This is a genomic window from Monashia sp. HAY1-2A (assembly GCF_056755315.1).
Genome location: NZ_JBNDHY010000050.1, coordinates 1 through 14,073 on the forward strand (window position 1 = coordinate 1; position 14,073 = coordinate 14,073).

General features: G+C 73.8%; 11 protein-coding genes. 2 read left to right on the forward strand and 9 right to left on the reverse strand.

The window, feature by feature from the left end:
- From ACPYOM_RS09675 to ACPYOM_RS09685, 3 genes are all read right to left on the reverse strand, one after another.
- A partial coding sequence (locus ACPYOM_RS09675) for a nuclease-related domain-containing protein (protein ID WP_481345774.1) occupies positions 1 to 1,199 on the reverse strand: 1,199 nt, incomplete at its 3' end.
- 165 nt (positions 1,200 to 1,364) lie between these two features.
- Positions 1,365 to 1,616: a DUF4242 domain-containing protein gene (locus tag ACPYOM_RS09680; RefSeq protein ID WP_481340157.1), complete on the reverse strand. Its 252-nt coding sequence runs from the start codon at positions 1,614 to 1,616 to the stop codon at positions 1,365 to 1,367.
- A 72-nt stretch (positions 1,617 to 1,688) separates the two neighbouring features.
- The gene (locus ACPYOM_RS09685) at positions 1,689 to 4,346 is read right to left on the reverse strand and encodes an ATP-binding protein (protein WP_481345775.1); all 2,658 of its coding nucleotides are present in this window, start codon (positions 4,344 to 4,346) and stop codon (positions 1,689 to 1,691) included.
- A gap of 263 nt (positions 4,347 to 4,609) precedes the next feature.
- On the opposite strand from ACPYOM_RS09685, the gene ACPYOM_RS09690 reads away from it, so the two are divergent.
- The gene (locus ACPYOM_RS09690) at positions 4,610 to 6,106 is read left to right on the forward strand and encodes a S8 family serine peptidase (RefSeq protein WP_481345776.1); all 1,497 of its coding nucleotides are present in this window, start codon (positions 4,610 to 4,612) and stop codon (positions 6,104 to 6,106) included.
- Between the two features lie 45 nt (positions 6,107 to 6,151).
- Here the strand turns inward: ACPYOM_RS09690 and ACPYOM_RS09695 are convergent, their stop codons facing one another.
- Positions 6,152 to 6,349, reverse strand: coding sequence for a hypothetical protein (locus ACPYOM_RS09695; RefSeq protein WP_481345777.1), 198 nt, complete (start codon positions 6,347 to 6,349; stop codon positions 6,152 to 6,154).
- A gap of 229 nt (positions 6,350 to 6,578) precedes the next feature.
- On the opposite strand from ACPYOM_RS09695, the gene ACPYOM_RS09700 reads away from it, so the two are divergent.
- Positions 6,579 to 7,502 carry a universal stress protein gene (locus ACPYOM_RS09700; protein WP_481345778.1) on the forward strand — a complete coding sequence of 308 codons (924 nt, stop codon included), beginning with the start codon at positions 6,579 to 6,581 and terminating at the stop codon, positions 7,500 to 7,502.
- Positions 7,503 to 7,522: 20 nt separating this feature from the next.
- Here the strand turns inward: ACPYOM_RS09700 and ACPYOM_RS09705 are convergent, their stop codons facing one another.
- From ACPYOM_RS09705 to ACPYOM_RS09725, 5 genes are all read right to left on the reverse strand, one after another.
- Positions 7,523 to 8,527 (reverse strand): hypothetical protein, encoded by a 1,005-nt coding sequence (locus tag ACPYOM_RS09705; protein WP_481340144.1) that lies wholly within the window; start codon positions 8,525 to 8,527, stop codon positions 7,523 to 7,525.
- 136 nt (positions 8,528 to 8,663) lie between these two features.
- Positions 8,664 to 9,107, reverse strand: a complete 444-nt coding sequence (locus ACPYOM_RS09710) for an SRPBCC domain-containing protein (protein WP_481340141.1) — start codon at positions 9,105 to 9,107, stop codon at positions 8,664 to 8,666.
- 146 nt (positions 9,108 to 9,253) lie between these two features.
- A complete protein-coding gene (locus ACPYOM_RS09715; RefSeq protein WP_481345779.1) occupies positions 9,254 to 11,662 on the reverse strand; it encodes a Tex family protein in 2,409 nt (802 codons plus the stop codon).
- A 119-nt stretch (positions 11,663 to 11,781) separates the two neighbouring features.
- Positions 11,782 to 12,552 carry a FadR/GntR family transcriptional regulator gene (locus ACPYOM_RS09720; protein WP_481345780.1) on the reverse strand — a complete coding sequence of 257 codons (771 nt, stop codon included), beginning with the start codon at positions 12,550 to 12,552 and terminating at the stop codon, positions 11,782 to 11,784.
- Positions 12,545 to 13,996, reverse strand: coding sequence for an amidase (locus ACPYOM_RS09725; protein ID WP_481345781.1), 1,452 nt, complete (start codon positions 13,994 to 13,996; stop codon positions 12,545 to 12,547). The genes ACPYOM_RS09720 and ACPYOM_RS09725 overlap by 8 nt, the downstream gene beginning before the upstream one ends.
- Positions 13,997 to 14,073: the final 77 nt, after the last annotated feature.

Below are 14,073 nucleotides of genomic sequence, written 5' to 3' on the forward strand. Positions count from 1 at the left end.
AGGTCCGCGGCTTCCCATTGCCGGACGCGCAACCCTGCGGCCACCCAGACACGGGCGGTCCCCGATCCTGCCGTTGCGAGGGCACGGTCCCTCGCAACGGCCCTCACGACGACGTCGGCCGACGCTCCGATCTGCAGGTCCAGCATGGGCGGCACGTCCACCGCTGGCCCCAGGTACCACCTGCACCTGTCGCCGCTGTTCTCGGTGCTCGCCGTCACGGAGGTCGCGAGCACCGCCTTCATGCGTCTGACCGGATAGTCCTGGCAGTAGAGGGAGTTCGGCCTCGACGGGGTCCTGTCACCTGCTCCGGGGAGAAGCGATGTCGCAAGGGTCTTGACCCCATGTTCCCCGATGATGAACAGCCCGTACGGCAGGACGGCCGCGAGCAGCGCGAAGAGGCCAAGGGCGATGACACCCCGGGCAAGTACTGTCCTGCGGCCGGCGAAGCGGCGGGAGCGCGCCGTGGAGTGTCCGTTCCCCACACGCCTTGTGCGTCGAGCGTGTGTCCCGGACCGGGTCCGGGCCGGCCCGCTGGCGAGCACCTGGGCCACCGTGAGCTCCGACGTGTCCGGGCTGACGGCGTCGACGCCCACCGACGCTGCCGGGAACGCCAGGTCGACGCGGCGTCGCAGCAGCTCCACCTCGGCAGGGGGCAGGTGGCCGGGCTGCCTGAGCAGCCACTCGCGCAGGTCGTGCACCGGCACGATGTCGATGCCGCCCACACGGCAGGACTCAAAGGCGGCCGCGGAGCCGCCGGCCAGTGCCAGCACGGGCACGACGGGGACCGCCAGCGTCCGCTCCATCTCCCCGGCGGCGCGCCCCACCTGCTCCACCGCCGGCCGCCGGGACCGGCTCGAGCCGGTGTGCTGCCAGAGCGTCCCGTCGTACTCGGAGACGCCACCCGACCAGTTCTTCGCGTCGACGAGGAAGACCCCGCCGGGACCGATGACCACGTGGTCGAGGTTGACGCGCGACCGTCCCGGCCGCAGCAGCCGGTCGTGCAAGCACGCCCACGTCCGCGGGAGGCGCGCCAGCTCGGCGCCGACGACCTGCTCCCCGGCGGCTCCCGACTCCCAGCGCCGGGCCTGCTCCTCGAGCGCCGCCGCGCGGTGCGCCGCCGCCTCCGACTCCTGCCGGGCGGCGGCCGCCTTGGCGCGCAGCGTCGCGGCGCGCTCTCGCGCGGATCCGCCTTCGGCCATGGCACCCCCCTCGTGTCCCGACGACAACGTAGGTCGGCTGGGCGCCTCCCGGGGTGAAACGCCACAACTCCACGGACCGGAGACGTCGACGCCGGACTCGGGCGTCGATGCCGGACGCCGTGGGCCTGCCCGTCCACGGCGTCCGGCATCCCGCTGATCCGGCCGTCAGGCGCCTTCCTGCACCTGGTAGATCGAGTCCGCGACGAGGCCGTGCGCCTCGCGGTGCACGGTGTTCGCGGCCTCGGCGTCGGGTGCCTCGACGAGGCAGAAGATCTGGCCCCGGTCCTCGTCGACCCAGTAGCGCAGGTAGCTGACCCCGTACTGCCCCTGGGTGGCGAGGTCGGCCTCGTGGGCCTTGGCGACGTCCGACATGGTGACGCCGTCGCCGAGGGTGTGCACGTCCATGAAGAGCGGCATGGTTCGTTCCTTCCGTCGAGTGGTCGATGACTCCAGCGTCGCCGCACGCCGCCCACCGGTCATGGGTGGCGGCTACCCATTCGCGGCTACGGAACCACCCAGGTTGGCCAGGTCGCGCCGGCTGCCCACCCCGACCTTGGCGAGGATCGAGGCGACGTGGTGCTCGGCCGTGCGACGCGAGATGACGAGCCTCTCGGCGATGGCGGCGTCGGTGAGGCCTGCGGTGAGCAGGTCGAGCACCTCGCTCTCACGCGGGGTCAGGCCTGCTGGGTGGCGACGCGTGCTGGCGCGGGCGGCGCGCGGCGCCGGCCAGCCGTGCGCCCGGAGGTCGGTCCGGACGCGCGCCGCGGCCCCGTCGGCGCCGATCCCCTCGAAGAGGCCGACGGCCGCCGTCATGAGGTCGCGGTCGCCGCTTCGGGCCAGGGCCAGGCCCTCGTCGAAGGGTGAGTGCAGGCGGGCCCAGAGCTGCGCGGCCTGCTGCCACCGTCGCTCGTGCTCGGCGGCGAACGGTGGCGCCAGGTGGGCACCGGGCGCCCTGCCCCCGAAGAGCTCGTCGCCGTCCGTCCTTACGTCCTCGGGCGTGAGCCAGCGGGCCACCGCGCCACGGTTCCACGCGCAGTCGGCGTCGCGAGCCAGTGGCCAGGCGGCGAGGGCGATGTCGCGCGCGCGCTCGGGTTCGCCTGCGAGCCAAGCGAACTCGGCCTGAGCCGCCACCACCGGGGCGACGCGCTGTATCTCGCGCATGCCGTCGGCGAGCCGGGCGGCCCGCGCGATGAGCGGCTGCCACCCGTCCTCTCCCCGTCGGGCCCGCAGCTGGGCCAGCGTCACGAGCGGCTCGAGGGCACCGACCGGCGCCACCTCCCCGCGACCGACGGAGTCGGCGTCGCGGCGGGCCGCCACGTGCTCGCCGCGGTCTAGCCCGAGGCGGGCACGCCAGCCGAGGAGGTACAGCGTCCACGAGTCGAGGTCGCGGTCGGCGCAGTAGTCGATGCCCTCGTCGAGCCAGCGCCTGGCCTCGTCGTGCCGCCGCTGGGTCACGGCCGCCGACGCCAGGTTGCAGTACGCCCGCGCGGCGTGCTCGTGCAGGTCCGCGGCCCGCGCTCCTTCGAGGCTGGCCGTGAGCAGCTGGGTGCCCGCGACGACGTCCCCGACGACGACCTCGATGGTGCCGAGGTTGTTGAGGGCGTGCACCCGAACCTCCGTCCGCCTCGGTCCGTTGGGCAGCCGTTCGACGAGGTCGAGGGTGCGGGCGCCCCACTCGCGCGTGCCGGCGACGTCGCTGGACAGCATCCGCAGCTGGGTCGTGTTGCTGTAGGCGAGCGCGAGCTCGACACCGGGGTGCCCCGCGAGCACGTCGACGGCTGTGCGTGCCTGGGCCTCGGCGTCCTCGTTGCGCCCGGCGAACCACGACAGCCGCGACAGGCACCGCCACGCGTCGCCGACACGGACCTCGTCGCCGGCCGCGGCCCAGATGGACCTGGCCGCGTCGACGGCCGTGATGGCGGCCTCGATGCGGTCGGTGAGGTACAGCTCGTACCCGAGCGCCCACAACAGGTCCGCGCGCGTGGCGTCCGGGACGCGTCCGGTCGGCAGGGCGTCCGCGTGGGCCAGGGCGCGTCGGTACTGCTCGACCGCCTGACGGTGGGCACCGAGGGCGGCAGCTCGTTCGGCCGCCACAGGTGCGAACTCCAGCACCCGCACGGCGTCACCGGCCGCGTCGGCGTGGTGGGCGAGGACCTCCGGGTCCGCGCCCCGGCGCAGGTAGGCCTCGAGCAGGCGCCGATGGACGTGGATCCGCCGCCCGGGCGGGACGTCGTCGACGACGGCGAGCCGGCCGAGCTCATGGCGGAACGTCAGCTCGCCGCCGGACAGGACGAGCAACCCCCGTGAGAGCGGCTCGTCGAGGGCCGTGAGGCCGTCGCGGACGAGCTCCTCGACGAGCTTGGTGTCGACCCGGGCGCCGGCCAGGGCCACCACCTCGAGAGCGCGCTGCGCGGCCTCGTCCAGCCGGGCCACCCGGGCGAGCACTGCGTCCCGGACCGTGGGGGGCACCCGGGCCGTACCGCCGGACAGCACCTCCGTGACGAAGAAGGCGTTGCCGCCGGTGACGTCGTGCAGCCGGCGCGCGTCGACGTGCCCTGCCTCCGGGTGCCTCCGCGCGTACTCCTCGGCGAGCGCCGTCACGCCCTCGAGCGTCAGCGGCGGGAGGTCGACCCGACGCGTCCCGTCCGCGGAGGCCGTGTCACCGAGCAGGATCCGCAGCCCCGAGGTGGGCCCGGTGTCCTCGGGCCGGTACGTCACGAGCACGAGCGCCCGACAGCCGTGGACGCGTCGGGCCAGGTGCCGCAACAGGTCCAGGGTCGCCTCGTCGGCCCAGTGGGCGTCCTCGACGACGAGGAGGTACGGCTCGGCGTCCGGCGGTGCGCGCAGGACGTCGACGAGACGCGTGAGCACCTCGTGCCGCGTGGCGTCCGGCGGCCAGGTGCCGGGCGGCAGGCCGGGCACCATCTCGGCGAGCGGTCCGAGCGGTGCCGGTGTCGCCGCACCGTCGCACTGCCCGACGAGGGCGCGAGCGCGGGCGCCGGCCTGCGAGACGACGTGGCCGACGAACGTCGACTTGCCGATGCCCGCCTCGCCGGCGACGTAGACGAGCCGGCCGTGCCCCGCCGCGGCGTCGTCGAGCCAGCCCGCGACGGCGCGCAGCTGCTCGGCACGCTCGAGGAGCGTCATGTCCCGATGCTACGAGCCGCGTGACCCGGGCGCAGGGCGTTCACCACCGCCCGTGGGCTCACGCCTTAGGCGTGGCGGACGGTGTGCGCCCGGCTCACCGGGAAGCGGTCGACGACAGGGACCCGGCGGGTCTAGCGTCGGCAGAGGGCCGCCGACGTGGACGGCCCGACGACGGAGCGCGCCGCGCGTGGCCGTCGTGGAAGTGAGGACCCATGTCCGCAGACACTTCTCGGGGACGTTCTCGTTCGCTCACCGCCGCGTCCGTGGTCGCGGCCGGAGCTCTCGCCCTGTCGGGCCTCGCACCCCTCGTCGTCGCGTCCGGCGCGTCCGCCGCGGACACGTCGACGAGCGGAGCCTCCACCTACCTCGTCGTCTACTCCCACGGCGCCTCGCTGACCGGTGCGTCGCGCTCGGTGACCGCCGCCGGCGGCCGCGTCGTCTCGTCGTGGCCCGCGATCTCGGTCGTCGTCGCGTCGTCCTCCTCCTCGTCGTTCGCGCAGTCGATGCGTGCCATCAAGGGCGTCGAGGGAGTCTCTGCCACAGCGAAGTTCGCCACACGAGTCGACGACGCCTCAGGCGCCGACGCGACGCAGTCGGCCACCGACGCCGCTCCGACGGCACCCACCGGCGACACCTTGTCCGGACTCCAGTGGGACATGGACCAGATCCACGCCCCGGCGGCGCACGCCGTGTCGACCGGCAACCGCTCGGTCCTCGTCGGTGACATCGACACCGGCCTCGACTGGACCCACCCCGACCTCGCCGCCAACGTCGACGACGCCGCCAGCGTCAACTGCGTCGGCGGTGCACCCGTGCCCGGCAAGGTGGCCGCGGCCGACGACAACGGCCACGGCACGCACACCGCGGGCACCATCGCGGCGGCCGCCAACGGCATCGGCATCGTCGGCGTGGCTCCGAGCGTACGGATCGCCGGCATCAAGGCCGGCAACGCCGACGGGTTCTTCTTCCCCGAGGCGGTCGTCTGCGCCTTCATGTGGGCCGGCGACCACGGCGTCGCGGTGACGAACAACAGCTACTTCGCCGACCCGTGGCTGTTCAACTGCAAGAACGACCCCACGCAGCGCGCCATCTGGACAGCCGAGGAGCGTGCCCTCAGGTACGCGCAGAACAGGGGCGTTCTCGTCGTCGCCGCCGAGGGCAACCAGGCCGACGACCTGTCGCACCCGACGTTCGACCAGACGAGCCCGGACGACACGACGCCGGTCACCCGGGAGGTCACCAACGCCTGCGCCGTCTTCCCGACCGAGGCACCCGGCGTCGTCGGCGTCACCGCGACGGGCAACCTGCACCTCAAGTCGTTCTACTCCTCGTTCGGCATCTCGACCGCCGACGTCGCGGCGCCCGGCGGCGACTCCATCCTGCAGCTCACGGCGGCCGCACCCAACGGTCGCGTGCTGTCGACCTGGCCGGCCGCGCTGCTGACGTCCACCTGCCTGGCTTCCCGACGCGTCGTCGACCCGAGCGGCGCCACGTACTGCTACCAGCAGGGCACATCGATGGCTGCACCGCACGTCACCGGGGTCGCCGCGCTCGTCGCATCCGTGACGGGCAAGCGCACCGGAGCGCTGTCCGCGGCGGTGGAGGACGCCACCAACCCGATCGCGTGCCCGACCGACACGTCCGCCTACGCGTTCTTCCCGGGTCTGGACTCCGGGGCGCCGCAGACGTGCGAGGGCACCTTGACCCAGAACAGCTGGTACGGCGCAGGGGAGGTGGACGCCGCCAAGGCCGTCGGCTGACGGCTGTCGTCGCTCACCGGGGTGGGGCGAGAGTCGGGTCCGGCGTCAGGCGCGGTCCTCCTCGGCGAGGTCCGGGGCGTCGTCGTCGTCGAACTCGACCTCCTGCTCCTGCTCGAGCAGGTCGGCCTCGGCGGCGTGCGCCGTCGCGTCGTCGGGGTGGTCGCCCACGGGCGCGTACTCCTCCTCGGGCTCGGCCTCCTCGGGCTCGAACTCGTCGGGGCGGGGCTCCGGTTCGATGCTCATGCCTCCGTGATACCCCATGCCGCCCGGGGCGGCGACACCCCGGGCGGTACGCGGTGCGCGCGGGGGAGGTGTCTCCACGGGGACGTGCGGCACGCGTCCGTCGCCCGGACCGTGTTCCACACCTCACATGTCCTGCCGGCCACAGGGGAGCGCCCGGCGCGCCCGCACGCGGGACGATGGAGGTGGCTGGAGCGACGGCCCCGGCCCCGACCCAGGGAGGGGTGCTTCCATGAACGACCAGGCCAACGAAGCCCGCGGCGTCGTCGTCGGCTACGACGGGTCGCCGAGCGCGCGGCTCGCGCTCGAGTGGGCCGCCGAGACGGCCCGCCGGCTCGCAACCCGACTCACGATCCTGCACACCATCAGTCTGGCGATGGTCCCGGCCTTCCCGGCGGTCGACGTGTCGCAGGTCGAGCCGATGCTCGAGCAGGCGGCCAAGAAGCTCGTCGACGAGGGGGCCGAACACGCCTCCGACGTCCTCGAGGCAGCCCACATCGACACGCAGTACCAGCTGGGCAGCCCGGCCGGGCAGCTCGTCGAGGCCTCCCGTGACGCCGAGCTGCTCGTCGTCGGCAGCCGTGGCCACGGTCGCCTGCGGGCAGGGATCCTCGGCTCCACCTCGTACGCCCTCGTCGCACACGCGCACTGTCCCGTCGTCGTCGTCCGGAGCCCGGGGGAGCAGGAGGGCGTCACCGTGGCGCCGGCCGTGCGGCCCGGACCCGACCACGCCGTCGTCGTCGGCGTCGACGACTCCGACGCATCGCAGCGGGCGCTCGACGCGGCCGCCGCCTGGGCCGCGCGCGAGCACGCCGCGCTGCACGTCGTCCGCGTCGCCCACTCCGCCTCGATGGAGGCGTGGGCGTACGCCGAGACGGCCAAGGCCGGCACGGACGACACGCACGCGACCCGCGAGCACGCCGAGCAGACGGTGACCCGACTCGCGGACCGCGCCCGCGCCGACCACCCGCAGCTCGAGGTCACGACCGAGGTGCTCTACGGCGACCCCGGGCAGACCCTCGCCGACCTCACCGTCCATGCGGGACTGGTCGTCGTCGGCTCACGTGGCCACGGCGGGTTCACCGGCCTGCTCCTCGGTTCGGTGAGCCACCGGGTCATCCACGAGGCGGCCTGCCCGGTGCTCGTCGTGCGCTGACCCACGCGCTCCTCAGCCCGTCACCACACGAGACCGCGCAACGTGCTCGTGGAGGCCCAGTGCAGGTTCTTGATCCGGTTGTCGGCGGTGGTCCAGGGCCAGGCGCCGTCGAAGTAGTCGGCGCCACCCTCGAAGGACAGGTAGGCCCGGCCGGCGTAGTCGACGAGCTCCTGCGACAGGACCGGGGCGCGGAAGCAGCGGTAGCGCACGCTCTCGATGCTCTGGGTCTTCGTGTAGCCGCGGCGCACGACGTAGATGTTGCTGCGGTTGTTGCGCCCCGACGACGTGCTGAAGACGTACGTGTCGTTCTGCACGAGCAGGCCCTGCGACTTCATCGGCACCTGGAGCGGGCCCCACGACGTGTCGAGCGACAGGCCTCCGGTCGAGGTGATCGTGTACCGGCGCATGACGTTGCGGCTGTCCTCGTCGAAGAGGCCGCCGTAGAGCTTGCCGCCGTAGATGTCGAAGAAGCTGACGCCGCTGACCCTGAGCGACGTGCCGCCGCCGAGGGACTGGATGCCGGCGCTGCGGAAGCTGGACCGGACGGCGGCCAGGCTGTAGCGCCGGATGGTGCTCGTGTCCTGCTGGACGTACAGCCAGCCCCGGTAGGTCTTGAGGCCACCGACGTGGGCGCCCTTGGGCAGGTAGGCGGCCCCGCGTACGGTGCCGCCCGGCGTCACGCCGTAGACGAGGGAGGCGTGGTCGTTCTCGTCCTCGTGGTGCATGCCGACGAGGAAGAGGTCCTCGGTGCCGCCGTTCCAGTCCTCCCACATGCCAAGGCCCTGTGGGACGTAGCTCGACAGGTAGTGGTCGATGCCGACGCCGTTGTGGAAGGTCGTGTTGTACGTGCGGCTCGAGTCGTCGCCGGGATAGAACTTCGTGCCACCCGTTGCCGTGTCACAGGTGATGGCGGCGCTCGCCTGCGGCAGCGTCGGCACCGAGCCCTGCGGCGCGGCGACGACCGCGGCCCCGGCGGCGACGGCGAGCACGGCGCCGGTGGCGGCGCGTCGGATCCTGCGGATCATGAGGTCCCCTGTCTGTGTCGTGCCGTCTGGCTGACGGACACGCGCACGCTAGCGGGCAGCGGCGACACGCGACATGGGAAGCGGTACCCATGCTGGAGGGCAGGTCCGCCCAGCCGGGAGCGCCGTGGACCCGGGGTCAGCCCTGCAGGGATGCGCCGAACCGGTGGAGCGCGTCGTCCCAGCGCCGTTTGTCGCCGGCTCCGTCCTCGGCGATGCCCTCGCCCTCGTGGAACAGGTCGAGGCGCGTGCCCGAACCCTCGGGCCGCAGCTGGAGGTCGACGATGCTGAGCGGCCCGTCGGCGTGCGGGTGCCACGACACGCGGATCTGCTCCATCGGGTGCCAGCTGCGTACGACGCCGTGGGGGCCCTCGTCGCTGTGCCACGACTCACCCTTGCTGCCGAGCCTGACGCCCGGGCCGAGAAGCGCCTCGGTGCCGCGTCCGTTGACCAGGTGCAGCCAGACCTGCTCGACCGAGTGGTCGAACGAGGCACTGGTGTGGACCCCGGCGAGGGACTGGTCGGGCTCGGCGTCCTCCACCGGCGCGGTGACGGGCTCGGCTGCACTGCCTGCACTGCTCATGGGCACCTCCGTGTGCCTTCGACTGGCTACGACCCGGCCCCGGACGGGCCGGACCCATCGTGGGTCCAGTCGACCAGAGGTGGGCGCCGACGACAAGGCCCCGGACGGACCCGGTCCGCCCGAGGCAGGAACCGGCCCGCGGCCCCTCAGCCGGTCCAGCCGGCGCGCCGCAGGGCGTCGGCCACGGCGCCGTTCGCGGGCGTGTCACGCCGGTCGCGCCGGCCCGCCCCCGGCTGCTGAGCAGGCTGGCTCGGCCCGGCTCCCGCCGAGCGGCCGCCCTGGCGCTGACCGCCCCGGCGCTGGGCACCACCTTGACGCTGACCACCATCGGCGCGGCCACTGCGCGTCGTGGGCCGCTCACCGGACGCCGGCACCTCGTCGTCGAGGCGCAGCGTCAGCGAGATCCGCTTGCGGGGGACGTCCACGTCGAGCACCTTGACCATGACGACGTCACCGGGCTTGACCACCTCGCGCGGGTCGCGGACGAACTGCCTGGACAGCGCCGACACGTGCGCCAGCCCGTCCTGGTGGACGCCGACGTCGATGAAGGCGCCGAAGGCGGCGACGTTGGTCACCACCCCCTCGAGCGTCATGCCGGGCCGTAGGTCCTTGACCTCCTCGACGCCCTCCTTGAACGTCGCGGTGCGGAACGAGGGGCGCGGGTCCCGGCCGGGCTTGTCGAGCTCGCCGATGATGTCGGTGACCGTCGGCAGGCCGAACCTGTCGTCGACGAAGTCCTCGGCGCGGATCCGGCCGAGCGCCGCGGTGTTGCCGATGAGGTCGGTCAGCGCGGCTCCGGTGGCCTCGAGCATCCGTCGCACGACGGGGTAGGCCTCGGGGTGCACGGCGGAGGCGTCGAGCGGGTCGTCCCCGCCGGCGATCCGGAGGAACCCGGCCGCCTGCTCGAACGCCTTGGGCCCGAGCCGGGGGACGTCCTTGAGCGCGGAGCGGGTGCGGAACGGGCCGTGCGCGTCGCGGTGGGCGACGATCCCCTCGGCGAGCGAGCCGGTGATGCCGGACACGCGGGTCAGCAGCGGAGCCGAGGCGGTGTTGACGTCGACCCCGACGGCGTTGACGCAGTCCTCGACGACCGCGTCGAGCGAGCGGGAGAGCGCCACCTGCGAGACGTCGTGCTGGTACTGGCCGACGCCGATCGACCTCGGGTCGATCTTGACGAGCTCGGCGAGCGGGTCCTGCAGGCGCCGGGCGATCGACACGGCGCCGCGCAGCGACACGTCCATGCCCGGCAGCTCCGCCGAGGCGAACGCCGACGCCGAGTAGACCGACGCACCCGCCTCCGACACGACGGCGGTCGTCAGTCCCAGCTCGGGGTGGCGCCTGACGAGGTCGGCGGCGAGGCGGTCGGTCTCGCGCGAGGCGGTGCCGTTGCCGATCGCGACGAGCTCGACGCCGTGCGCCTCGGCGAGACGGGCCAGCGTCTCGACCGACTGGTCCCACCGGTTCTGCGGCACGTGCGGGTGGATGACGTCGGTGGCCAGGACGCGTCCGGTGGCGTCGACGACGGCGACCTTGACGCCGGTGCGGAAGCCCGGGTCCAGACCCATCGTGGCGCGGGCGCCCGCCGGGGCCGCGAGCAGCAGGTCGCGCAGGTTCGCGGCGAAGACGCGGACGGCCTCCTCCTCGGCCGCCCGGCGCAGCTGCATCCGGGCGTCGACGCCGAGGTGCACGACGATCTTGGTGCGCCACGCCCAGCGCACCGTATCGGCCAGCCACTGGTCGGCCGCGCGGCCGCGGTTCTCGATCCCGAAGCGGCGGGCGATGGCCCGTTCGAACTCGCTCGGCCTCGGCTCGGCGTCGGCGGACGGGTCGGTGGGGCTCACCTCGAGGGTCAGCACGTCCTCCTTCTCGCCGCGGAACATGGCCAGGATGCGGTGCGAGGGAAGTCTGTGCAGGGGCTCGTCGAACGCGAAGTAGTCGGCGAACTTCGCGCCGTCCTCCTCCTTGCCGCTGCGCACGCGGGCGACGAGGTGGCCCTTGGCCCAGACCCGCCGGCGCAGGTCGCCGATGAGGTCGGCATCCTCGGCGAACCGCTCGACGAGGATCGAGCGCGCGCCGTCGAGCGCCGCCGTGGCGTCGGCGACCTGCTTGTCGGCGTCGACGAAACCGGTCGCCGCGGAGGCGGGGTCGGTGTCGGGGGATGCCAGGAGGAGGTCCGCGAGCGGCTCGAGACCGGCCTCGCGGGCGATCTGTGCCCTGGTGCGCCGCTTCGGCTTGAACGGCAGGTAGATGTCCTCGAGCCGGGCCTTGGTCTCGGCGGCGAGGATGCGGGCACGGAGCGCGTCGTCGAGCCTGCCCTGCTCGTCGATGGAGGCGAGCACGGCGGCGCGGCGGTCCTCGAGGTCGCGCAGGTAGGTGAGGCGCTCCTCGAGCGAGCGCAGCTGCGCGTCGTCGAGGCCACCGGTGACCTCCTTGCGGTAGCGGGCCACGAACGGCACGGTCGAGCCGCCGTCGAGCAGCCCCACCGCCGCGGTGACCTGGCTCTCACGAACCTCGAGCTCCTCGGCGATCCGCCGCTCGATCGACTGCACACTCACCGGTCACGCACTCCTTGTCGACGACGCATGGAGCCACGCATTCTGCCCGGTCCCGAGCCGACGCCGTACGCCGCCCCGCCGGGGGTGCCGCCGGGGTGCCGCCGGGGTGCCGGACCGGGTCAGTGGTCGAGGAGGGCCCGGAGGGTCGCGCGCTCGCCTGCCGGCACGTAGCCGGCGTAGTAGTCGTAGAGGCTGTGCAGCGACGCGTGGGCCGCGCGCTCGCCGTCGCCGGCGCGGATCGCGTCGAGCACCTGCTCGTGGTGGCCGAGCGAGCGCTTCATGAGCGCCTTGCTGTTGCGGGCGTGGGCGATCTTGTCCGAGATGAGGGACAGCACCGTGTCGCGCACGACGGCGTTGCACACCTGGATGAGCGTGTTGCCGCTGGCGCGGGCGATGGCCTCGTGGAAGGCGAAGTCGGCCTCGCTGAAGGAGGTGTAGCCGCCCTCCACGGCCTCGCGCATCTGCCCGATCGCGGCCTCCATCTCGGCCAGCTGCTCGTCGGTGCGCAGCGTCGCGGCGAGCCGGTTGGCCGTCGAGTCGAGCATCATCCGCGACACGAGCAGCTGGGACAGCGTCAGCCCGTCGGCCCGGGCCAGGCGGCGCATCTGCTTGGTCAGCTGTCCCGAGGTGACGGGCAGGATCTCCGGGCCGTTGGGGTCGCCGGGGCGGGACCGGACGACGCCGTTGCTCTCGAGGACGCGCAGCGCCTCGCGCACGGTCGCGCGGCTCGTGCCGAACTGGACGACGAGCTCGCGCTCGCTCGGCAGGCGCTGGCCGGGCAGCAGCTCGCCCCGTCCGACGGCCTCCTCCACCTGCTCGACGATGCGTTCGTAGAGCCGCACCGGCCGCACCTGCTCGAACGCGCGCGTGCCCGCGCCGCCCTCAGGCACCGGAGCGGCCCGTCGCCGGGACGGCGTCGGGGATCGGCCACCGTGGCGTCGCCTCCGGCCCGCGTCGCTGCTCGTACCAGGCCGCCACGCGCAGGACGCCCACGTCGTCCCAGCGGCGTCCGGCCACCTGCACGCCGACGGTCCGCCCGTCGGCGGTGAAGCCGCAGTTGACCGTGGCGGCGGGCTGGCCCGACATGTTGTACGGCGCCGTGTAGCCGATGTGGGCCATGCCCTGGTCGTCGTCGCCCCACGGCATCGGCCACTCGGCGGGGAAGGCGGCCATCGGGGCGACCGGCGACAGGACGACGTCGAAGCGCTCGGTCGCGGCGACGGTGGCCTGCTGGATGGCCATGATGCTCGTGTAGTCGCGCATCACCGTGCGGCCGTCGACGTCGGCCACGGCCGCGACCCACCGCTGGATGAACGGCAGGACGCGTCGGCGGCCCTCGGGGGGCAGGGCCTCGTGGTCGACGAGGGAGCGGACCCGCCAGAACTGGTCGAGGTCGGCGAGCATCCGCGGCGTCAGGAACGGCTCGACCGGCTCCACGCGGGCCCCGGCGTCGGCGAAGACGGCGGCCGCCTGCTCGACGGCGGCGCGGACCTCGGGATCCAGCGGCAGCCCGCACCCCGCGTCGAGGTGCAGCCCGACGCTCAGGCTCGACGCGTCGAGGGGCGCCGTCGACAGGTCGAGGGCGAGGTCGGTCGGCGGCAGGGCCGTCCAGTCGCGGCCGTCGTACCGGCCGATGACCGACAGCAGGAGCGCGAGGTCGTCGACCGAACGGGCCATCGGCCCGGCGACCCGGCCCAGGTAGGGGTTGTCGAGCGGCACGCGTCCGGCACTGGGCTTGAGGGTGGCGAGACCGAGCCAGGTGCCCGGCAGGCGGATGGAGCCGCCGATGTCGGTGCCGACGTGCAGCGGGCCGTAGCCGCCGGCCGCGGCCGCACCCGCCCCAGAGCTCGAGCCGCCGGTCGTCAGGGTCGGGTCCCACGGGGAACGGGTGATGCCGTGCAGGCTCGAGACGCCCGAGCTGAGCATGCCCCAGTCCGGCATGACGGTGGAGCCGAGGACGACGCCGCCCGACTCCTCGATGCGCTCGACGACCGGGGAGCTGCGCTCGGGCACGACCGGGGTCACCCCGGCGTTGCCGGCCGGCATCGGGACCCCCGCCCGGGCCAGGTTCTCCTTGACGGTCACCGGGACGCCGTCGATCGGACCGGCGGGCCGGCCCGAACGCCAGCGGGCCTCGCTCTCGGCGGCCGCGCCCTCCGCGGCGTCGAGGTCCTGCACCCAGAACGCGTTGAGCTCGGGTTCGCGCGCCTCGACGACCGCACGGACGTCGCGCAGCACCTCGACCGGCGAGAGGTCTCCGGAGCGGTAGGACGCGACCAGCTGTGTCGCCGTGAGTGCTGCGGGACGGGTTTGCGCTGCAGGCGGATTCACCATCGAGGTCCTCCAGTGCGGGCGGTGGGCCGGGCCGCGTTCGGCCCTTCGGCCGGACGGACGAACCCTTGACATCGGGC